Source organism: Polaromonas sp. P1_G1 (assembly GCF_056405595.1).
Genome location: NZ_JBFUBU010000003.1, coordinates 67,060 through 88,000, shown reverse-complemented (window position 1 = coordinate 88,000; position 20,941 = coordinate 67,060). Strand labels below are relative to the sequence as shown.

Annotated in this window: 18 protein-coding genes; 16 read left to right on the top strand and 2 right to left on the bottom strand. The window is 65.0% G+C overall.

Translation table 11 applies throughout. The annotated features are described in order from the left end of the window. Positions 1-227: 227 nt before the first annotated feature. Positions 228-1,316 (top strand): asparaginase, encoded by a 1,089-nt coding sequence (locus AC1D1Y_RS02100; protein WP_477680897.1) that lies wholly within the window; start codon positions 228-230, stop codon positions 1,314-1,316. 71 nt (positions 1,317-1,387) lie between these two features. Here the strand turns inward: AC1D1Y_RS02100 and AC1D1Y_RS02095 are convergent, their stop codons facing one another. Then, positions 1,388-2,170: an SDR family oxidoreductase gene (locus AC1D1Y_RS02095; protein ID WP_477680896.1), complete on the bottom strand. Its 783-nt coding sequence runs from the start codon at positions 2,168-2,170 to the stop codon at positions 1,388-1,390. Positions 2,171-2,330: 160 nt separating this feature from the next. Here AC1D1Y_RS02095 and AC1D1Y_RS02090 point away from each other — a divergent pair, with 160 nt between their 5' ends. The 9 genes from AC1D1Y_RS02090 (at position 2,331) to AC1D1Y_RS02050 (ending at position 14,674) form a co-directional block, all read left to right on the top strand. Continuing rightward, positions 2,331-3,284, top strand: coding sequence for a LysR family transcriptional regulator (locus tag AC1D1Y_RS02090; protein WP_477680895.1), 954 nt, complete (start codon positions 2,331-2,333; stop codon positions 3,282-3,284). Between the two features lie 82 nt (positions 3,285-3,366). Beyond that, positions 3,367-4,296, top strand: coding sequence for a glycine--tRNA ligase subunit alpha (glyQ, locus tag AC1D1Y_RS02085; RefSeq protein ID WP_477680894.1), 930 nt, complete (start codon positions 3,367-3,369; stop codon positions 4,294-4,296). Positions 4,297-4,307: 11 nt separating this feature from the next. Continuing rightward, positions 4,308-6,425, top strand: a complete 2,118-nt coding sequence (gene glyS / locus AC1D1Y_RS02080) for a glycine--tRNA ligase subunit beta (RefSeq protein ID WP_477680893.1) — start codon at positions 4,308-4,310, stop codon at positions 6,423-6,425. An 18-nt stretch (positions 6,426-6,443) separates the two neighbouring features. Then, positions 6,444-7,016 (top strand): D-glycero-beta-D-manno-heptose 1,7-bisphosphate 7-phosphatase, encoded by a 573-nt coding sequence (gene gmhB / locus AC1D1Y_RS02075; protein WP_477680892.1) that lies wholly within the window; start codon positions 6,444-6,446, stop codon positions 7,014-7,016. 69 nt (positions 7,017-7,085) lie between these two features. Beyond that, complete coding sequence (locus tag AC1D1Y_RS02070) at positions 7,086-7,838, top strand: lysophospholipid acyltransferase family protein (RefSeq protein ID WP_477680891.1); 753 nt, start codon at positions 7,086-7,088, stop codon at positions 7,836-7,838. A gap of 39 nt (positions 7,839-7,877) precedes the next feature. Beyond that, the gene (locus tag AC1D1Y_RS02065) at positions 7,878-8,909 is read left to right on the top strand and encodes a M48 family metallopeptidase (RefSeq protein WP_477680890.1); all 1,032 of its coding nucleotides are present in this window, start codon (positions 7,878-7,880) and stop codon (positions 8,907-8,909) included. 165 nt (positions 8,910-9,074) lie between these two features. Further along, positions 9,075-9,515 carry a response regulator gene (locus tag AC1D1Y_RS02060; protein ID WP_436156012.1) on the top strand — a complete coding sequence of 147 codons (441 nt, stop codon included), beginning with the start codon at positions 9,075-9,077 and terminating at the stop codon, positions 9,513-9,515. Between the two features lie 58 nt (positions 9,516-9,573). After that, entirely contained in the window at positions 9,574-13,878 is a 4,305-nt protein-coding gene (locus AC1D1Y_RS02055) for a PAS domain S-box protein (RefSeq protein ID WP_477680889.1), read from the top strand. 154 nt (positions 13,879-14,032) lie between these two features. Beyond that, positions 14,033-14,674 carry a response regulator gene (locus AC1D1Y_RS02050; protein WP_477655049.1) on the top strand — a complete coding sequence of 214 codons (642 nt, stop codon included), beginning with the start codon at positions 14,033-14,035 and terminating at the stop codon, positions 14,672-14,674. A 108-nt stretch (positions 14,675-14,782) separates the two neighbouring features. Here the strand turns inward: AC1D1Y_RS02050 and AC1D1Y_RS02045 are convergent, their stop codons facing one another. Further along, positions 14,783-15,859, bottom strand: a complete 1,077-nt coding sequence (locus AC1D1Y_RS02045; RefSeq protein WP_477680888.1) for an MBL fold metallo-hydrolase — start codon at positions 15,857-15,859, stop codon at positions 14,783-14,785. A 118-nt stretch (positions 15,860-15,977) separates the two neighbouring features. On the opposite strand from AC1D1Y_RS02045, the gene AC1D1Y_RS02040 reads away from it, so the two are divergent. The 6 genes from AC1D1Y_RS02040 (at position 15,978) to can (ending at position 20,938) form a co-directional block, all read left to right on the top strand. Beyond that, positions 15,978-16,382 carry a MerR family transcriptional regulator gene (locus tag AC1D1Y_RS02040; RefSeq protein ID WP_477680887.1) on the top strand — a complete coding sequence of 135 codons (405 nt, stop codon included), beginning with the start codon at positions 15,978-15,980 and terminating at the stop codon, positions 16,380-16,382. 27 nt (positions 16,383-16,409) lie between these two features. Further along, positions 16,410-17,603, top strand: a complete 1,194-nt coding sequence (locus AC1D1Y_RS02035) for a serine hydrolase domain-containing protein (RefSeq protein WP_477680886.1) — start codon at positions 16,410-16,412, stop codon at positions 17,601-17,603. A gap of 68 nt (positions 17,604-17,671) precedes the next feature. Further along, the gene (locus tag AC1D1Y_RS02030) at positions 17,672-18,115 is read left to right on the top strand and encodes a PaaI family thioesterase (RefSeq protein ID WP_477680885.1); all 444 of its coding nucleotides are present in this window, start codon (positions 17,672-17,674) and stop codon (positions 18,113-18,115) included. 37 nt (positions 18,116-18,152) lie between these two features. Beyond that, positions 18,153-19,334 carry an isovaleryl-CoA dehydrogenase gene (locus tag AC1D1Y_RS02025; protein WP_436156017.1) on the top strand — a complete coding sequence of 394 codons (1,182 nt, stop codon included), beginning with the start codon at positions 18,153-18,155 and terminating at the stop codon, positions 19,332-19,334. Between the two features lie 5 nt (positions 19,335-19,339). Then, entirely contained in the window at positions 19,340-20,194 is an 855-nt protein-coding gene (locus AC1D1Y_RS02020; RefSeq protein ID WP_477680884.1) for a hypothetical protein, read from the top strand. A gap of 51 nt (positions 20,195-20,245) precedes the next feature. Then, entirely contained in the window at positions 20,246-20,938 is a 693-nt protein-coding gene (gene can, locus AC1D1Y_RS02015) for a carbonate dehydratase (RefSeq protein WP_477655045.1), read from the top strand. Positions 20,939-20,941: the final 3 nt, after the last annotated feature.

Genomic DNA, 20,941 nt, shown 5'->3' with positions numbered 1-20,941 from the left:
GTGACGGCGCGGCAAGAAGGCCTGCTGCCGGGGGGTGTGAGTTTTAGTCACACCCCTCGTTACATTATGCATCGCCGCATCCCGGCGGCGTGGCTACGATGAGCCACCTTTGGCCCTGGCGCCGGAGGAGACATCGGGGCGCGGGCCCTGCGCATGGACACCTTTCACGGGGTGTCCGGCGCGTGCCGCGGTCCGGCAGAACAATTTCACCTTTCCTGGAATACCTCATGCAAATTACCTCCACCCTCCTCAAAATAGGCGCCGGGCTTGGCATCGCCGCCTTCACCGCGCTGGGCGTACCGGCCTCCGTGCTGGCGCAAACGGCCGGCAAGCCCAACGTCGTCATCCTGGCCACCGGCGGCACGATTGCCGGCGCCGGCGCCTCGGCCCTGAACAGCGCCACCTACGCCGCCGCCAAAGTGCCGGTCGACAAGCTGCTGGCCGGCCTGCCCGAGCTGGCCAATGTGGCCAACGTCAAGGGCGAGCAGGTCTCGCAGATCGCCTCCGAGAGCTTTACCAACGACAACCTCATGAAGCTGGGCAAGCGCATCTCGGCGCTGGTCAAGCAGGCCGACGTGGACGGCATCGTCGTCACCCACGGCACCGACACGCTGGAAGAAACCGCCTACTTCCTGAACCTCGTGATCCGCACCAGCAAGCCCATCGTGGTGGTCGGCTCCATGCGCCCGGGCACGGCCCTGTCGGCCGACGGCGCGCTGAACCTGTTCAACGCCGTGAGCGTGGCCGCCAGCAAGGACGCGGCCGGCAAGGGCGTGCTGGTCACCATGAACGACGAGCTGCAGAGCGGCCGTGATGTCACCAAGACCATCAACATCAAGACCGAGGCCTTCAAGAGCCAGTGGGGCCCGTTGGGCATGGTGGTGGAAGGCCAGAATTACTGGTTCCGCGCGCCCGTGAAACGCCACACCGCCCAGTCCGAATTCAATATCGATGAATTCGAGGCGCTCGCGCCGGTGGACATCGTCTACGGTTACGGCAACGTGCCGCGTTCCGCGGTGGACTCTGTCGGAAAGACCGGCATCAAGGCCCTGATCCATGGCGGCACCGGCAACGGCTCGGTGGCCGACCGCGTGGTTCCCGCGCTGCAGGAAGTTCGCGCCAAAGGCATCCAGGTCGTGCGCTCCTCGCGCGTGCCTGAAGGTTTTGTGCTGCGCAACGCCGAGCAGCCCGACGACAAATATGACTGGGTGGTCGCGCACGACCTGAACCCGCAGAAGGCCCGCATCCTGGCGGCCGTGGCCTTGACGAAGAACATCGACAGCAAGGAACTGCAGCGCATCTTCTGGCAGTACTGAGCCTTCGTGGCATAGCGGAAAAGGGCGGTGCCGGCAACGGCATCGCCCTTTTTCATTTGCGAGGGGAAGGCTTAGAGTTGGCTCATGCCGCCGTCGACGATCAGTTCCGTTCCCACGATAAACGCGGCTTCCGGCGATGACAGGTAGACCACGGCGCCGGCCACCTCATCCGGTGTGCCGAAGCGCTTGACCGGCACTTGCGCCTGGATGCCGGCGGCCAGCGCATCCAGCTGGTCGGCCGSCACGCCGAGCTTGCCGTACAGCGGCGTTTGCACCGGGCCGGGGCTCACCACGTTGACGCGGATGCCGCGCACCACCAGTTCGGCCGACAGCGTTTTGGCCAGCGAAATCAGCGCGGCCTTGCTGGCGGCGTAGACGCTGGAGTTGGGCATGCCGATGTGGGCGTTGATGGAACCGTTCAGGATGACGGCCGCGCCCGTGTTCAGCAGCGGCGACAGCGCCTGGATCGCGAAGAAAGCGCCTTTGATGTTGACGTTGAAGGTCTGATCCCACAGCGCTTCGTCCACGCTTTCGAGCGGCGCGAATTTGGCGACGCCGGCGTTGATAAACACGGCGTCCAGCGTGATGCCTTCTGCGGCCAGTGCGCTGGCCAGCGCCTTGGCCGAGCCGCTGGCCCCTGCGTCGTTGCGCAGGGCGATGGCGCCTGTGCCCAGTTGGGCTTTGGCCTTGTCCAGCGACGCCTGGTCGCGGCCGGTGATGACGACCCGGGCGCCTTGCCCGGCGAATTGCAGTGCGGTGGCCAGTCCTATGCCGCTGTTGCCGCCGGTGACGAGCACGGTTTTGTTGTCAAAGCGTTTTGCGGTGGAAGGTGAGGAGGTCGTTTGCGTGGTCATTTCAGTGTCCTGTTCGAGTGAGTTGATAAAACTTCCGGGTCGGCCTGTGTTGTTCGCCTGCCGATGTGTTCAATGTACGGTTTACGTTCTGTGGGAGGAATGCCTGAAAAGTGTTTTAATCATTCAGGTTTTATGAATTTCAAGGACAGGGGAAGCCGCCATGGACCGTTTGCGTGCCTTTGAAGTGTTTGCCGCCGTCGTGGGGCGCGGCAGTTTCACGCGCGCGGCCGATGCGCTGGACACCTCGCCGGCCAACGTCACGCGCTACATCAACGAACTTGAGGCGCACCTCGGCACGCGCCTGCTCAACCGCAGTTCGCGCAAGCTCTCGCTCACCGAAAGCGGCGAGGCGCTGTACGAGCGCAGCAAGTCCATCCTCGAGGAGGTCGCCGATGCCGAGGCGCTGGCCTCGTCGGCCACCCTGCAGCCGCGCGGGCGCCTGCGCATCAACGCGCCCGTGAGCTTCGGCATACGCCAGCTGGCGCCGTTGTGGCCGCGCTTCATGCAAAGCTACCCGGACGTGGAGCTCGACATCGCGCTCAGCGACCGCGTGGTCGACATCGTGGAAGAGGGTTACGACCTGGCCATCCGCATCTCGCGCACCGGCCCGGCCACCCATGCGGCGCGCAAGCTGGCCACCTCCTGCAACATCGTCTGCGCCGCGCCCGCCTACCTCCAACAGCATGGCACGCCGCGGGTGCCCGCCGATCTCGCGGCGCACCGCTGCCTGGGCTACACCTATGCCGCCACCGCCAACGAATGGCACTTTGTCGACGAACAGGCGCACCCGCACCAGGTCAGGGTCAACTACGTCATGCATGCCAACAACGGCGACACGGCGCGCGAGGCCGCCCTGGCCGGGCAGGGCATCATCTGGCAGCCGGCTTTTCTGGTCGGTGAGGACCTGCGCGCGGGGCGCCTGCTGCCGCTGCTGCCGGGCTACCGTATGCCCGACATCGACGTGCTGGCCGTCTACCCGAGCCGCCGCCACCTGAGCGCCAAGGTCCGCGTGATGGTGGATTTCCTGGCCGAGGCCTTCAAGGCCGGGCCCGCCTGGTATGTGCCGCCCGAGGCAACTGCCGCGGCGCCCGCGCGCCGTCGCCGCGTAAAATGACCGCTTTGGCACAGCCGCCCGGTGCGGCCTGGCCTTCCCGGCGCCTCCACAGGCGCCGTGCTTTTGCCCTCAACCCACTTCTATGCTTACTTTCCAGCAAATCATCTTGAAGCTGCAGTCCTACTGGGACGCCCAGGGCTGCGCGCTGCTGCAGCCCTATGACATGGAGGTCGGCGCCGGCACCTCGCACACCGCGACCTTTCTGCGGGCGCTGGGCCCCGAGCCCTGGAAAGCCGCTTATGTGCAGCCCAGCCGCCGCCCCAAGGACGGCCGCTACGGCGAGAACCCGAATCGCCTGCAGCACTATTACCAGTACCAGGTCGTGCTCAAGCCCGCGCCTGCCAACATCCTGGAGCTTTACCTCGGCTCGCTCGAGGCCCTGGGCTTTGACCTGAAGAAAAACGACATCCGCTTCGTCGAGGACGATTGGGAAAACCCCACGCTGGGCGCCTGGGGCCTGGGCTGGGAAGTCTGGCTCAACGGCATGGAAGTCACGCAGTTCACCTACTTCCAGCAGGTCGGCGGCATCGATTGCAAACCCGCGACCGGCGAAATCACCTACGGCCTGGAGCGCCTGGCCATGTACCTGCAGGGCGTGGACAACGTCTACAACCTGGTCTGGACCGAAGGCGCCGACGGCTCGAAACTGAGCTACGGCGACGTCTACAAACAAAACGAGGTCGAGCAGTCCACCTACAACTTCGAGCACAGCGACGCCGACTTCCTGTTCACCGCCTTCACGGCGCATGAAAAGCAGGCCAAGCACCTGATAGAGGTGCAACTGGCCCTGCCGGCCTACGAGCAGGTGCTCAAGGCCGCGCACAGCTTCAATTTGCTGGACGCGCGCGGCGCCATCAGCGTGACCGAACGCGCCGCCTACATAGGCCGCATCCGCAACCTGGCCCGCGCCGTGGCGCAAAGCTATTACGAAAGCCGCGAACGCCTGGGCTTCCCGATGGCGCCACGCGAGTGGGTGGAACAAATGACTCCGATGACGAAGAAGGCTGCGTGAGAGCGATGACGATGACGACCCAAAACCTTCTCGTAGAACTGTTTGTCGAAGAGCTGCCGCCCAAGGTGCTTAAAAAGCTTGGCGACGCTTTTGCCGGCGTGCTGTTCGAGCAGCTCAAGGCCCAGGGCCTGACGGCGGCCGGCTCGGCGCTGACCGCTTTCGCCTCGCCGCGCCGACTGGCCGCGCACGTCACGGCGGTGGCCGCCCAGGCCGCCGACAAGGCTGTCTCCCAAAAACTCATGCCGGTGGCCGTGGGCCTGGATGCTTCCGGCAATGCCACGCCCGCGCTGCTCAAGAAGCTGCAAGCGCTGGGCGCTGACGCGTCGGCCGTGGCCGGCCTCAAGCGCGCGCCTGACGGCAAGGCCGAGGCCCTGTTTTACGACAGCACCGTGAAGGGCGCGACCTTGGCTGAGGGCCTGCAAAAGGCCTTGCTCGAAGCCATCGCCAAACTGCCGATTCCCAAGCTCATGACCTACCAGCTGGCTGACGGCTGGAGCGACGTGAAGTTTGTGCGCCCGGCCCATGGCCTGGTCGCGCTGCATGGCAGCACGGTGGTCCCAATTGAAGCGCTGGGCCTGAAGGCCGGCAACAGCACGCACGGCCACCGCTTTGAAGCCGCGGTGGACCCGGTGCTGTTGAAAGACGCCGACAGCTACGCCGCCACGCTGCAAAAAGACGGCGCGGTGATTGCCGGCTTTGCCGAGCGCAAGGCCGAGATCGCGCGCCAGCTGGCGGCCGCCGCGGCCAAGGTCGGCGGTGGCGTGAAGGCGATTGAAGACGACGCGCTGCTCGACGAGGTGACCGCGCTGGTCGAACGCCCCAATGTGCTGGTCTGTGAGTTCGAGAAAGAATTCCTGGGCGTGCCGCAGGAATGCCTGATTCTCACGATGAAGGCCAACCAGAAATACTTCCCGCTGCTCGATGCCGCAGGCAAGCTGACCAACAAGTTTCTGGTGGTCAGCAACATCAGCCCCACGGATGCCAGCGCGGTGGTCGGCGGCAACGAGCGCGTGGTGCGCCCGCGCCTGGCCGATGCCAAATTCTTCTTCGACCAGGACCGCAAGAAAACCCTGGCCTCGCGCGTCGAAGGCCTGGGCAAGGTGGTGTATCACAACAAGCTCGGAAGCCAGGGCGACCGAGTCATTCGTGTGAGTCGCATTGCTGCCGAAATCGGGATGCTAGTGGCAGTTGCAGGTGATTCGACTTTGGCTGTGCATGCTCAAAAGGCTGCGGAGCTTGCTAAGACAGATTTGGTAACAGACATGGTCGGCGAGTTCCCTGAGTTGCAGGGCATCATGGGCCGCTATTACGCGATAAACGATGGGTTACCTCTCGATATTGCCGATGCCATTGAAGATCACTACAAGCCACGTTTTGCTGGCGACGAGTTGCCGCGTGGCGACGTTGGAGTGATCGTCGCGCTGGCCGACAAGCTCGAAACCCTGGTCGGCATGTTCGGCATTGGCAACTTGCCGACTGGCGACAAAGATCCCTTTGCGCTGCGCCGCCATGCGCTGGGCGTGATTCGTATCTTGGTTGAGAAAGATCTGTCGCTGAAATTGAACGATTTGCTTCATTTGAGCGCGGCGGCATTTAAAAATATCGAACGTGCGGCTATAGATCCGTTGGAAACGTTCATCTACGACCGCCTCGCCGGTTCCCTGCGTGAGCAAGGCTATAGCGCGCAGGAGGTCGATGCCGTGCTCGCGCTCAAACCCCAGCGCCTGGGCGACGTCGCCAAGCGCCTGGCGGCCGTGCGCGCCTTTGCCGCGCTGCCCGAAGCGCCGGCCCTCGCGGCCGCCAACAAGCGTGTCGGCAACATCCTCAAGAAGGCCGAAGGCACGGTCGAGGCCGCCATCAAGCCTGAACTGCTGCAGGAGGCCGCCGAGAAATCGCTCGCCGACGCATTGAAGACTGTCGGCCCCAAGGCCGAAGCCGCTTTTGCCTCCGGCGATTACGCCGCCTCGCTACAGGCGCTGGCCGCCTTGAAGGCGCCGGTTGATGCCTTCTTCGACGGTGTGATGGTCAATGCCGAAGACCCGGCGCTGCGCGCGAACCGGCTCGGTTTGCTGGCAACGTTGCATCAGGCCATGAACCGCGTGGCCGACCTCTCCAAGTTGGCCTCCTGAGTTTTTAAAGGCAACACCATGAAACTCGTCATCCTCGACCGCGACGGCACCATCAACAGCGACAGCGACGACTTCGTCAAATCGCCGGACGAATGGCTGCCGCTGCCCGGTTCGCTGGAGGCGATCGCGCGGCTCAACCATGCGGGCTGGCATGTGGTGATCGCGTCCAATCAGTCAGGCCTGGGGCGCGGCCTGTTCGACGTGGCCTCGCTCAACGCCATGCACGCCAAGATGCACAAGATGCTGGCCGCCGTCGGCGGCCGTATCGACGCGGTGTTTTATTGCCCCCACAGCCCCGAGGAAAGCTGCATCTGCCGCAAGCCTTTGCCCGGCCTGTTCGAGCAGATAGGCGCGCGCTTCGGCGTGCAGCTGGCGGGTGTGCCCACGGTCGGTGATTCGCTGCGCGACCTGCAGGCCGGCGCCGCGGCCGGCTGCGAGCCGCACCTGGTGCTCACGGGCAAGTCGGCCCAGTACCGGGGTGGCGGCCAGCCCGAGGGCCTGCCGGCGGGCACCACGCTGCATGCGGACCTGCCGGCCTTCGCCGATTTCCTGCTGGAACGCGGCGCACGGCCGCTGCCGGTGGCCATCTGAACATCGCGCGTTCCGCGGAAAACCGCTTGCCGCCCCTTACAACCTGACCCGATAGCCGGAAGCTCGCACATGCCCTTTATCCGCTCCGTCCTGCACCTTTTGTGGATGTCCGTCACCATCATTCCGTGGGCCACCTTCGTGGTCATCGCGTCGCTCTTCGTCAGCAGCACCACCATGTACTGGATGTGCGCGGGCTGGCTGCGCGTGGCGGTCAGCGGCGGCACCTTCATCCTGGGCATCAAGAACCGCGTGACCGGCATGGAAAACCTGCCCACCGGCGAAACCAGCGCCGCGGTGCTGCTGCTCAAGCACCAGAGCACCTGGGAGACCCTGTGCATGCCCACGCTGATGCCGCATCCGCTGGCCTACGTGTTCAAGAAAGAGCTGCTGTATGTGCCCTTCTTCGGATGGGCGATGGCGCGCATGGACATGATCCACATCGACCGCAGCCAGCGTGCCCAGGCCTTCAACAAGGTCGTGATGCAGGGCAAGCGCCTGMTGGCGCARGGCAYCTGGGTCATCATGTTTCCCGAAGGMACGCGCATCCCGCGCGGCCAGAAGGGCACCTACAAATCGGGCGGCACGCGCCTGGCCATCGAAACCGGCGCGCCGGTGATCCCCATCGCCGTGACCTCGGCCAAATGCTGGCCGCGCAAGGCCTTCATCAAGAAGCCGGGCATTGTCGACATCTCCATCGGCAAGCCCATCCCCAGCGCGGGCCGGCAGCCGGACGAACTGATGCGCGAAGTGGAAGCCTGGATCGAATCGGAAATGCACCGGCTCGATCCCGAGGCCTACGCGCCCGCCGTGTCGAATACCTGAGCGGTGCCTGCGCTAATCGCGCCGCGCTAAACTGACGTGATGCAACGGCTTCTCCAGTTCACGCTCGACCTGTTTGACGCCCATCCCGCGCCGCCGGTCCGCAGCGCGGGCCCGAAAACCGGCAAGCCCCCGGCAAAGCCGCGCTCCCCCAAACCGGTGGCTTCCGTCCCGCGGCCGCAGCCGGCCGCCGAGGCCGAAGCCGAGTTCATCGGGCCGCAGCTTCCCGCCCAAAGCCTGCAGCAGGCGCTGGCGCCGGCCACCTTCCGCCATCCGCGCGCCACGCGCGAGTCTGTACTGGACGGCATCCTGGTGGCCTACGAATTCCGGCGCAGCAAACGCAAGACCATCGGTTTTTCAGCCGGTGCCGACGGCCTCACGGTGAGCGCGCCCAAGTGGGTGCCGCTCTATGAGATCGACAAGGCCGTGCTTGAAAAGTCCGGCTGGATACTCGCCAAGCTGCAGGAGACCCGTGAGCGCCACGAGCGCATGGAGTCCGCGCGTATCGAGTGGAAGGACGGCACCACCCTGCCTTTCCTGGGCGACCAGGTCATCGTGGTGATAGACCCGCGGCACGCTTTCGGCGGCGTGGGCGCCGAGCTCAAGACCCACACGCCCAGCATGCCCGAGGTGCTGCTGCAAGGCAACGGCGATGCGGCCAACGACACGCTGCCCGGCGTGGCGCAGCTGACCTTGCACGTGGGCCTGCCCCACCACGCGTCGGCCGAGCAGATCCGCGATGCCGTGCAGGCCTGGCTGATGCGCCAGGCCAAGCGGATCTTTATCGAGCGGCTCAACCATTTCGCGCCGCAACTCGGCGTGCAGTGGCACAAGCTCAGCCTGTCCAGCGCCGGCACGCGCTGGGGCAGCGCCAGCGCCGACGGTTCCATCCGGCTGAACTGGCGGCTGGTCCATTTCAGGCAGTCGGTGATCGACTATGTGGTGGTGCATGAACTGAGCCACCTGCGCGTGATGGACCACAGCCCGCGCTTCTGGGACACGGTGCGCACCATCGTGCCCGACTACGCCGAATTGCGCGGCCAGCTCAAAGACGAAGCGATTCCACGCTGGTAGATAGCGGAGTGCGCATGCCGCAGAGGCTGTGCGGGGCCAAACCTTGGCCTTTGGGGGATCATCGATAACAAAGTAGTACATGTCAGCGTTACTTGGTAATATGACAAAAATATCAAAAATGCCAGAACCCCCAGGGAATTGATGTCGTACTTCTCAAGCACCTCCATGAACGACAAGCTCATACTCGTAGTTGAAGACAATCCCGACCACCTGGAGCTGACCGTCCTGACTCTGGAGGAGCAGGGCGTCACCGCCGAGATCGCGGTTGCCCGCGACGGCGTGCAGGCGCTTGACTATCTCTTCGGGCAGGGCAGCCACGCGGGGCGCGACACGCAGCGGCAGCCCTCGTTCATCCTGCTGGATATGAAGCTGCCCAAGCTGTCGGGGCTGGATGTGCTGCGCAGCGTGCGCGCCAACCCGCTCACGGCCCTGGTGCCGGTGGTCATGCTGACGTCTTCCAGCGAGCGCTCCGACATCGTGGCCTGCTACCAGGCCGGCGCCAACGGGTTTGTCCGCAAGCCCGTGGATTTCGGAGACCTCACGGAAAAACTCCAGCGGCTCCAGGCCTATTGGCTGGATGTCAATGAATCCATCGCGGCCGGTTGAGATTCCTGCGATGCAGGGCGCCCGCGCGGCTTTGGCGGGCTCCTGAGAGATGGCCGCGATGAAGGTTCAGATCACGCTGCGGACCCGCCTCGTCATTCTGGTGCTGGCCGCGATTGTTCCGCTGTTCGGCCTGTCCATCTTCAAGGCTGTCTACAACGCCGATATAGCCGTCGAGCGGGCCATGACCGACCTGCAGTTCGCGGCCTCGCTGGCGGCCTCCAACCAGCAGCAGCTGGCCGAGACGGCACGCCAGGTGCTCACGGCCGTCGTCCATGCGCCCGAGTTGCTGAGCGACGAGGCCGGCAAAACCGTCAAAGGCGGCAGGGGCGGGCGCTGCGACGCCTACCTGGTGGAGCTGAACCGGCAGTTCCCGCTGTACGCCAACCTGGGCATTGTGGGCATGGATGGCCGGGCGCTGTGCAATGGGATTCCCAATTCGACGCTGAACTACCTGGGTGACCGCGCGTATTTCCGCGAAGCCGTGGCCCGCCGCAGCTTCGTGACCGGCGAATACATCGTGGGCCGCGCCACGGGCATACCCTCCATCAGCTTCGCGCTCCCCCTGCTGGACCGCGAGGGGCATGTCCTGATGGTGGCCTATGCGTCGGTGGACCTGGCCGAAATGGCCAAGTCGGCGCTGGGCATCGAGTTGCCGCCCGGCGCCGCACTCGGCATCCACGACCGCAACGGCGTGCTGCTGGCCGGAAAACCGGCCCTGCCTATCCGCATTGGCCAGAAGGCCGCCAGCCCGGTGCTGCGCGAGGCGGTCAAGGCCATGCGCACCGGCACGGCCGACGGCCCGGACGGCGCGGGCAAGCGCCGGCTGTGGGCCTACATGCCCAGCAGCAGTAACGCAGGCGAGGCGTTTTTTGTGGCGGTCAGCCTGGACCACAACCTCGTCGTGGGCGCCACCCAGCGCCAGCTGTGGCTGGAGCTTGGTGTTCTGTCCTCGCTGGCCTTCCTGAGCGGCCTGCTCGCCTGGATGATGGGCGGGCGCGCCATCGTGCTTCCCACGCGCAACATCCTAAAGGCGACCCGGCTCATCGAGGACGGGCGGCTGGACGTGCGCATCCCGGTCAGCCCGTCCGATGACGGCGGGGAGTTCTCCCGGATCTCCGCCGGCTTCAACCGCATGGCCGAATCGCTGCAGAAGCACCGCGGCGCCCTGGAGGCGGAACTGGCGAACAGCGAAGCCATACAGCGCAGGCTGCAGGATGCCCAGCGGCTGGGGCGCATAGGGTATTGGCAGCTCGACGTCCGCACTGAGAAGACCTGGTGGTCCGACGAGGTCTATGACTTGCTCGGCGTGGACAAGGCGGCGTTCGCCGCCAGCCGCGAAGCCTTCCTGCGGCTCATTCATCCCGGCGACCGCCAGGACTTCAAGGCCAGGCGCGACGCCGCCGTCGAGGGCGGCCTGCCGCTGGACGTCGAGTTCCGCGTCATCACGGCGGCCGGCGAGGTGCGCTGGATCCACCTGATGGGCCGCGCCCACGAGCGGCAGGACGGCCAGCCGGGGCATGAGCCGCGCCGCTCCGGCGTGCTCCAGGAGATCACCGACCGCAAGCAGGCGGAACTGGAAATTGCCCGCGGCACCGAGCTGCTGAACCGCACCGGCGAGCTCGCCAAAATCGGCGGGTGGGAAGTCCAGGTCGACACCATGACGCCGTACTGGTCCCAGGAAATCTACCGCATCCATGACCTGGAACCCGGAGCCAGGCTGAGCATAGGGCATGCGATCCGTTCTTATGCGCCGGAAGCGCAGCCTGTCGTCAGGGCCGCGGCTGAAGCCGCCTTCCTTCACGGCACGCCATGGGACCTCGAGCTGCCGCTCATCACCGAGAAGGGCCGGCGCATCTGGGTGCGCACGCGGGGCCGCGCGCTGCAGCGGGACGGCAAGGTCGTGAGCCTCGTCGGCGTGCTGCAGGACATCACCGAGCAGCACCAGGCCCAGGAGCACCTGCGCCTGCTGGAGTCCTGCGTCTCCCGCCTCAACGACATCGTGCTGATCACCGAGGCCGGGCCGATCGACGCGCCCGGCCCGCGCATCGTCTTCGTCAACGACGCCTTCGAGCGCCGCACCGGCTACACCCGCGAAGAAGTGCTGGGCCGGACGCCGCGCCTGCTGCAGGGCCCCAACACACAGCGGGCCGAACTCGACCGCATCCGCGCTGCGCTGGAGGCATGGCTGCCGGTGCGAGCCGAACTGATCAACTACACCAAGGGCGGCGAGGAGTTCTGGGTCGACCTCGACATCGTCCCCATCGCCGACGCCAAGGGCCTTTTCACGCACTGGGTGGCGGTGGAGCGCGATGTCACGCAGCGCAAGCGGGCCGAGCAGGCGTTGATGGACAGCGAGCAGCGCTATGCGGCCCTGTTTGAAATGGCGCCGGTGCCCATGTGGGTGTTCGACGTCGCCACCAAGCGTTTCCTCAACGTCAACAAGGCGGCGGTGGACAGCTACGGCTACTCGTCGGCCGAATTCCTGGGCATGACCCTGTTCGATATCCGTCCCGAGGTCGAGCACTCTCGCCTGGAGCGAGCGCTTGAAGACGACTCGGTCGAAAGGAAAGGCGACTGGCAGCACCGCCGCAAGGACGGCTCGGTTTTTTCCGTCCACGCCGTGTCGCGGCCCATCCAGTACGCCGGCGTGCCCGCCCGGTTTGTGCTGGCGATGGACATCACGGCCCAGCGCAAGGCCGAGCGCGACGTGCAGGAGCACCTGTTCACCCTGCAGCGCGCCGCCGACGCCGCGCAGGCCATCACCTGGCACCAGACGCTGGAAGGCACCATGCATGAGGTCGCCGAACAGGCCAGGGGCGTGGTGGGCGCCCACCAGTCCATCGTCAGCCTGACCGTCAGCAACGACTGGAAGCAGGCCATTAACGCGCTCTCGCTGTCCGACAAATACGCGAAATACCGCGACCTCATCGAGCCGCCCGACGGCACCGGCATCTATGCGATGGTCTGCCAGACCAACCGCTCCATGCGCATGACGCAGGCCGAGCTCGAAGCCCATCCGCGCTGGCGCGGTTTCGGCAGCTATGCCGACAAACACCCCGCCATGCGCGGCTGGCTGGCCGTGCCGCTGACCGGGCGCGACGGCCGCAACATCGGCCTGCTTCAGCTGTCCGACAAGTACGAAGGCGAGTTCACGCAGCAGGACGAATACGTCGCGCTCGAACTCGCGCAACTGGCATCCATCGCCATCGAGAACGCCCGCCTGCTCGAGGAAGTCAGCCAGCTCAACACCGGGCTGGAGCAGAAGGTGGCAGAGCGCACGCTGGCGCTGGAGCGCCAGCAGGCCTTGTTCCGCGCGCTGGCCGAGCAGGCGCCCCAGGTGGTGTGGACCATCGACCCCGACGGCGCGGCCACCTACTTCAACCGCGCCTGGTTCGACCTGGTCGGCGGCAAGCTTGAGGACTGGACCGGCACCCAGTGGTTCTCCGTCATCCATCCCGAGGACCTTCCCGACGTCCAGGCCACGTGGGTGACCGCCAAGGCCGCGCAGACGCCCTACATGGGCATACGCCGCGTGCTGGCCCGCGACGGCAGCACCCACACCATGTCCTACCGTGCGTCGCCCGTGCTGGACGAACAGGGCCAGGTGGCTTTCTGGGTCGGCATAGACGCCGACATCACCGAGATCAAGGCCATCGAAGCCGCCTTGCGGCTGTCCAACCATGAGCTCGAGGCTTTTTCCTATTCGGTGTCGCACGACTTGCGTTCGCCGCTCAACACCGTGGACGGCTTCAGCCGCCTGCTGGCCAAGCAGCTGGGCGCCGACGCCGGCGACAGGGTCACGCACTACTTGTCGCGCATCCAGGCCGGCGTGGCGCAGATGGGCCAGCTGATCGAAGACCTGCTGTCGCTGGCGCAGGTGTCGCGCGCGCCCCTGAGCAACAAGACGGTGGACCTGTCGGCGCTGGCGCGCAGCATCATGGACGAGTGGCAGTCGCGCGACCCCGAACGCAAGGCGGTGGTGAGCATCGAAAAAGGGCTGAAGGCCCACGGCGACGCCCGGCTGGTCCGCGTGGTCATGGAAAACCTGCTCGGCAACGCCTGGAAGTTCAGCTCCCACGAGGGCGTGGCCGAGATCACCGTCGGCCATACCCAGGACGCCGCGGGGCTTCCCGTGTACTTTGTGCGCGACAATGGCGCCGGTTTTGACATGGCCTACGCCGACAAGCTCTTCAACCCCTTCCAGCGCCTGCATGCCGCCTCGGAGTTTCCCGGCACCGGCATAGGCCTGGCCACCTCCAGCCGGGTCATCAAGCGCCACGGCGGCAGGCTGTGGGCGGAGTCCTCACCCGGCCAGGGCGCGACCTTTTTCTTCACCCTGCCGAAAACGCCGCAGACGTCCTGATGTGTCCTGATGTGACGCGATGTGTCCTGATCGGGAGTAATTACCCGCACAGAAGGATGTTTTCACCTCTTTTCTCGTGTTTTTTCTAGGGCTTTTTAGAACGAATTGATTAAAATGCGAAAAATGCGAAAAACAATCCTTTACGAGACTGACCATGCGTGAACCCAAGTCCTTCGAGGCCGCCATCACCGCTTCGGATTTCTCGAGCGAGGATTACTGCGGCACCAGCTATGCGGCCAAGCTGCTGGGCCTGTCCGTCGCCACCGTGCAATCGCTGGTGGAAAAAGGCGAGATCGAGGCCTGGAAAACGCTGGGCGGCCATCGCCGCATCGCGCTGCAATCCATCAACGCTTACCTTGCCAAGAACAACCCGCAACTCTCGCGGGCGGACACCGACCCCAAGCACCGCCTGCGCGTGCTGATGGTGGAGGACGACGAGAACACCCGCGAGCTCTACCGCTGCCAGTTCGAGGACTGGGACCTGCCGGTCGACTGCACCTTCATGCCCTCGGCGCTCGAAGCCATGATGGACATCGCGAGCATGCGGCCCGACCTGCTGATCACCGACCTGTCCATGCCCGGCGTCGACGGCATCGAAATGCTCAAGGCCTGCAAACGCAACCTGCAGCTCTCGGACATGCAGATCGTGGTCATCAGCGGCCTGGCGCCCGAAGCCGTCAAGGCGCGCGGCGGCCTTCCGGCCGAAGCCCACCTGCTGCAAAAGCCGATCAACTTCGACTGGTTGCATGGCTATGTCACGGCTTTGGTCACGGCCAATCGCAAGTGGCGGCATTAGGCCCCCACGCTTTTCACTTCGTGTAATGCGCTGCCCCCCGAGGGGGCGCTGCGCCTGCGGCCTGGCAAAGCCAGTTCCGCGGCCCCTGCTTGGTTGGAGAGCCCTACGTCACACGCTGTTGAAGCGGTAAATCCCGTCCAGGTCTAACCGTCGGGTGAGCTTGCCGCCGAACCACAGCGCATGCAGATGCGCCACCGCTTCGCCCATGGCGAAGGTGGTCTGGTGCAGGTCCAGCTTGCGGGGGAACATGATGGGCAGGATGTCGGCGGCGCTGCAGGGTGCCGCTTCGCAGGCCTGCATGACTTCGGCGAGGCGGTCGCGGTGGTGGTCGTGCAACTGGCCTATGCGGGTGTGCAGGCCGCGGAACGGCTTGCCGTGTGAGGGCAGCACCAGCGTGTCCTTGTCCAGCGGCAGGAATTTGTCGATGGATTCCAGGAACAGCGTGAGCGCGTTGGACTCGGGCTCCATGTCGTAGACGCTCACATTGGTCGAAATGCGCGGCAGTACCATGTCGCCGCTGATCAGCGTGTCAAGCTCCTGGCAATACAGCGCGATGTGCTCGGGCGCGTGGCCGTAGCCGCTGATGCAGCGCCAGTCGCGCCCGCCTATGCGCACCGCCATGCCGTCCATGATGCGCACATAACTTGCCGGCACCGAGGGCACCATGCCCGGGTAGTAGCTGGCCCGGCCGCGGATCTTTTCGATGGATTCCGGATCCACCAGGCCGTGCGAGGCAAAAAAGCGCGCGGCGCTTTCGCCGCCGAAACCCGTGGTGCTCTGCGAGCCTATGCGCGCCGAGTGGTAGTCGGTGGCGCTGACCCACAGGCGGCAGGCCCAGCGTTCGCACAACCAGTGGGCCAGGCCGATGTGGTCGGGGTGCATGTGCGTCACGATCACGCGCAGCACCGGCAGGCCTTCGAGCTGCGTCGCAAAAATCGCTTCCCACTGGGCTTTTGATTCCTCGCGGCTGATGCAGCAATCGACGATGGTCCAGCCCTGGAGCTTCGCGCCCGGCCGGTTCGGGTCGTCCATTTCATCGCGCAGCAGCCACAGGTTGATATGGTCCAGCGCGAAGGGCAGCGCCATGCGTATCCACTTCACGCCGGGCGCCACCTCCAGCGTCGTGCCCAGCGCTGGAAGGGTGTCGCCGAAGGGGTAGTGGAGTTGCTGCTCGAGGAGGTTCATGGCAATATTCGCGGTATATTTGACGTTTACGTAAACGTCATACACAGGCATTGTAGGGACAGCACCCGTTCCGCGCTGTCGCCCGCGTTTGCACAGGGTTTGCACAAGACTTCACACCATGGCCACCACCTACACCATCAGCGACCTGGCAAAAGAATTTGACCTGACCACGCGCGCCATGCGGTTCTACGAAGACATGGGCCTGCTGCAGCCGCAGCGCGAAGGGGCGGGCGGCCGCAACCGCGTCTACACCGCGCGCGACCGCACCCGGCTCAAGCTCACGCTGCGCGCCAAGCGCCTCGGGCTGTCGCTGGTGGAGGCCAAGGAAATCATCGACTCCTACGACAGCCCGCGCGACACCGCGCCGCAGCTCAAGAAATTCCTGGCCATCCTGACGGAGCACCGCAAGAAGCTCGAGGCCCAGATGCTCGACCTGCAAGCCAACCTCGACGAAATCCGCACCCACGAAAAAGAAGCCAAGGCCCTGCTCGCCAAAACCGAAAAGGCGAGGCCGTCGGCGTAGCAGTTGGCCTGCCGCCCGCCGAGATTCATGGCACTCGATTCCTTGCGCCGCGCGACCTGCGTCCTGCTCGCGATGGGCTTGCCCGCCCTCGCGGCGGCCCAGCAGGGGTGTACCGGTTCGTTCCTCAACACCCAGCAACGATTTCCGTTCAAAGAAGCAAGAGCGGGGGATGCGCCGCGGGTCTTCAGCCGTGGGGCGCCGCTGGAGAATGTCACCTATCGCGTCGCCGGGGATTCCGAAACCCATTCGCTTGAGGATTACCTGACGCGTTTTTGCACGACGGGATTTCTCGTCCTGCATGAGGATCGGATCGTTTACGAGCGATATCTCCAGGGAACCGGAAGCCAGGACGCTTTGCTTTCCGCGTCCATGTCGAAGACGATCCTCTCGCTTCTGGTCGGCGTGGCGGTCGCGGAAGGCAAGCTGACGCTGGACACCACCGTCAGACAGGTCCTGCCCGACTTCGAAGCCAGCGCATTTGCCGACGACACAGTGGAGGATCTTTTGCGGATGACCACCGGGGCCCAGCTTCATGTCGCCTACGGGGCGGGCGCGATATCGGACAACCGCGCGACCGACCCCACCGTCTCACCACGCCAGAATATGCGACGCTACCTGAAGGAGAAGACGGACCGATCACCCGCCGGTAAGACCTTCAACTACAACGGCGCAGTAACCGCGCTGCTCGGCCTGGTGTTGAGCGAGCGCACCGGCATGAGCAACACCGGTTACCTGGAGGACAAGATCTGGTCGCGCATCGGGGCCGAGGGCAGCGGCTTCTGGATCAAGAACTTGCACGGCGAGGAGGGCGTTCAAGGCCAATTTGTCGCGCGTCTGCGCGACTATGGCCGATTGGGGGCACTGATGCTAAACCGGGGGCAGGTGGCAGGCGAGCAGCTCGTGCCCGCGGCCTGGATCGACGAGATGGTCATGCTGCGGCCCGACAAGCCGCAGCCCAAAGGGACTCCGTTCTATGGGCTGCACGTCTGGATTCCGCAAGCGGCTGGCGGCCGGTCTTTCTTCTGGGGCGTCGGCGGCCAGAACATCTTCGTCGACCCCGTCGCCCGCATGGTGATTGTGCATACGGGCAATTCACGGGAAGCGCAGTTTGCCGGCGATGCGCATCTTTTTCCCCTTCGGGACGCGATCGCCCGGACTCTCAGGTCGCGCGCGAAGCTTTCGCCGCCCTTGGACAGCTCTTCTGTCAGCAGGCATAATTGACGTTTACGTAAACGTCAATTCGACAAACCCAACAGAAACCGCCTTCCGCACGTTTCAAAAGGCCCTCCATGAATGCACTCGCCACGCCAACAGCCCTGTTCCAGCGCATCGAAGCCAGCTTCCTGCGCCAGGGCCTGATGCAGCACCTGGGCGCCCGGCTGCTGCGCGTGGAGCCCGGCCTCTGCGAGGTTGCCTTGCCCTATTCGGAGCGCGTCACGCAGCAGCAGGGCGGCTTTCACGGCGGCGCCATGGGCGCGCTGGCCGACATCGCCGGCGGCTACGCGGCCCTCACCGTCGCAGCCGAAGATTCCGAAGTCACCACCGTCGAATACAAGATCAACTTCATGGCAGGTTTCAAGGACGGCGAGCTGCGCGCCCTGGGCCGTGTCGCCAAGGCCGGCAAGCGCATCATCGTCACCACCGCCGAAGTCACGCACGTCGCCCCCGGCGGCAAGGAAAGCGCCTGCGCCCTGATGCAGCAGACCCTGGTGCCCGTGCCCAAGACCTACTGACCCGTCCAACCCATAGTTCGTTCCCAGAAAGCCCATCATGACCAATATGCCCGGACTCAACTTCATGCTCGGTGAAGACATCGACGCCCTGCGCGACGCGGTGCGCGAATTCGCGCAGGCCGAAATCGCCCCGCGCGCGGCCGAGGTCGACCGCAGCGACCAGTTCCCCATGGACCTGTGGCAAAAAATGGGCGCGCTCGGCGTGCTCGGCATCACCGTGGGCGAGGAATACGGCGGCGCCAACATGGGCTACCTGGCCCACATGATCGCCATGGAAGAGATCAGCCGCGCCAGCGCTTCCGTCGGCCTGTCCTACGGCGCGCACAGCAATCTCTGCGTCAACCAGATCAAGCGCAACGGCAGCGACGAGCAGCGCAAAAAATACCTGCCCAAACTCATCAGCGGCGAACACGTGGGCGCGCTCGCCATGAGTGAGCCCGGCGCCGGCAGCGACGTCATCAGCATGAAGCTCAAGGCCGAGGACAAGGGCGGCTATTACCTGCTCAACGGCAGCAAGATGTGGATCACCAACGGCCCCGACGCCGACACCCTGGTCGTCTACGCCAAGACCGAACCCGAACTCGGCGCGCGCGGCGTCACCGCCTTCCTGATCGAAAAAGGCATGAAGGGCTTTTCCGTCGCGCAAAAGCTCGACAAGCTCGGCATGCGCGGCAGCCACACCGGCGAGCTGGTCTTCAACAACGTCGAAGTGCCTGCCAGCCAGATCCTGGGCGGCCTCAACAGCGGCGCCAAGGTGCTCATGAGCGGCCTCGACTACGAGCGCGCCGTGCTCACCGGCGGCCCGCTGGGCATCATGCAGTCCGTCATGGACAGCGTCGTGCCCTACATCCACGACCGCAAGCAGTTCGGCCAGAGCATCGGCGAGTTCCAGCTGATCCAGGGCAAGGTCGCCGACATGTACACCGTGCTGCAGGCCGGCCGCGCCTTCGCCTACACCGTCGCCAAAAACCTCGACATGCTGGGCACCGACCACGTGCGCCAGGTCCGCAAGGACTGCGCCTCCGTCATCCTCTGGTGCGCTGAAAAAGCCACCTGGATGGCCGGCGAGGGGCTGCAGATCCACGGCGGCAACGGCTACATCAACGACTACCCGCTGGGCCGCCTCTGGCGCGACGCCAAGCTCTATGAAATCGGCGCCGGCACCAGCGAAATACGCCGCATGCTGATAGGGCGCGAGCTGTTCGCTGAGACCATGTGAGGCCGATGCCGAAAGTGGTCTTCTCCATGGATGTGTTGATACCTGCGATGCCCGCGATGCGCCGGACGGCGAAGTGGCTTCCCATGCTCGTGCTTGCCGCGCTTCTCGGTGCATGCGAAAAAGATGAGCCCTTGCCCTACGCGGCAGTGCCGCAAGCCGACGCTACGTTCGAATGCGGCGTCCCCGAATCGCTGCGGGGTAAGGCCGTCAACGTATTTCTGGATGCCTCAAGAGTGGGGGAGACCTCCGAGGAAGCCGTTCTCGCCCTCAAAGGCCGTTTCGCGGCGTACGCCGTCGGCCTCACCTTGCGGGACGGCACAACCGTCAGCATCGACCTTGACGAACCCATGGGTTTTACCGCCAAGGGCCAGGCGATTCACACGGGATGTGAGCAGTTCAAGTGGGCAAGCATGGGAAACCTCACGCTGTTTGAATACCCCCATGGCGCCGCAACTCCTTTTCCCGCCCAGCAGTTGATGTATTCGCACGGCCCAACGCCCGACTTCAAGAACCTGCGCCCACTTCTCACGGGAGGCACGGCCGCCTTCTATGAACGCGAAGGGGACCGCTGCCTGACCGGGCTGGTCCAGGGTGACGGTGAAGTGGGCAGGTGGTGCTACCAGAGCGGCAAGATGCACCAGACCCGGAAGCTGCTGACCGCCTCGCTTTCTGACGGCAAATACCGGTTTGTCTGCGATTTTTCCGGCGAAGGGCCTTTGTTGATCGATGCATCGATCGTGAAGTCCGGGGCTAACCCCACACCTTCGGACCCGCACAGCGACAAGGAACTCGCCATCATGACGGAAAAATGCCTGGCCGAGAAAGCCCTTTTGAAGCCGAGGGGGTTCGATGAAACATGACATTCAGCCGCTTCCCGGGCGGCATCTCCGCAGGCAGGTGAAAATACGCCCATGACCACCTCGCTCCAAGACCTTTTCGCCCACAACCGCGCCTGGGCCGCGCAGATGGAAGCCGAACGGCCCGGCTTCTTCACCAGCCTGGTGAAGCAGCAGACGCCCAAGTACATGTGGATAGGCTGCTCCGACAGCCGCGTGCCCGCCAACCAGATCACCGGCCTCGAGCCCGGCGAGGTCTTCGTGCACCGCAACGTCGCCAACATCGTCGTGCATTCCGACCTCAACGCACTCTCGGCCATCCAGTTCGCCGTCGAGCGCCTCAAGGTCAAGGACATCATGGTCGTCGGCCACTACGGCTGCTCCGGCGTGCAGGCCGCGCTTGAAGGCGCGCGCATCGGCCTGGCCGACAACTGGATACGCCACATCCAGGACGTGCGCCACCGCCACCGCCAGCTGCTCGACAGCCTCCCTGAGGAAGTGCGCGCCCAGGCCCTGTGCGACATCAACGTCATCGAGCAGGTGGTCAACGTCTCGGTCAGCACCGTCATGGTCGACGCCTGGGCACGCGGCCAGGAGGTCACCGTGCACGGCTGGGCCTTCGGCGTGCACGACGGCCTGCTGCAGGATCTGCAGATGAGCGTCTCCGGGCCCGCTGAACTCGACATGCTCTACAGCAAGGCCGTAGACCGCGTCTGGGACGTGTGGATGGCCCGCGTCGGCGGCGGCACGCAGCAGCAGCTGGTCTGAGCG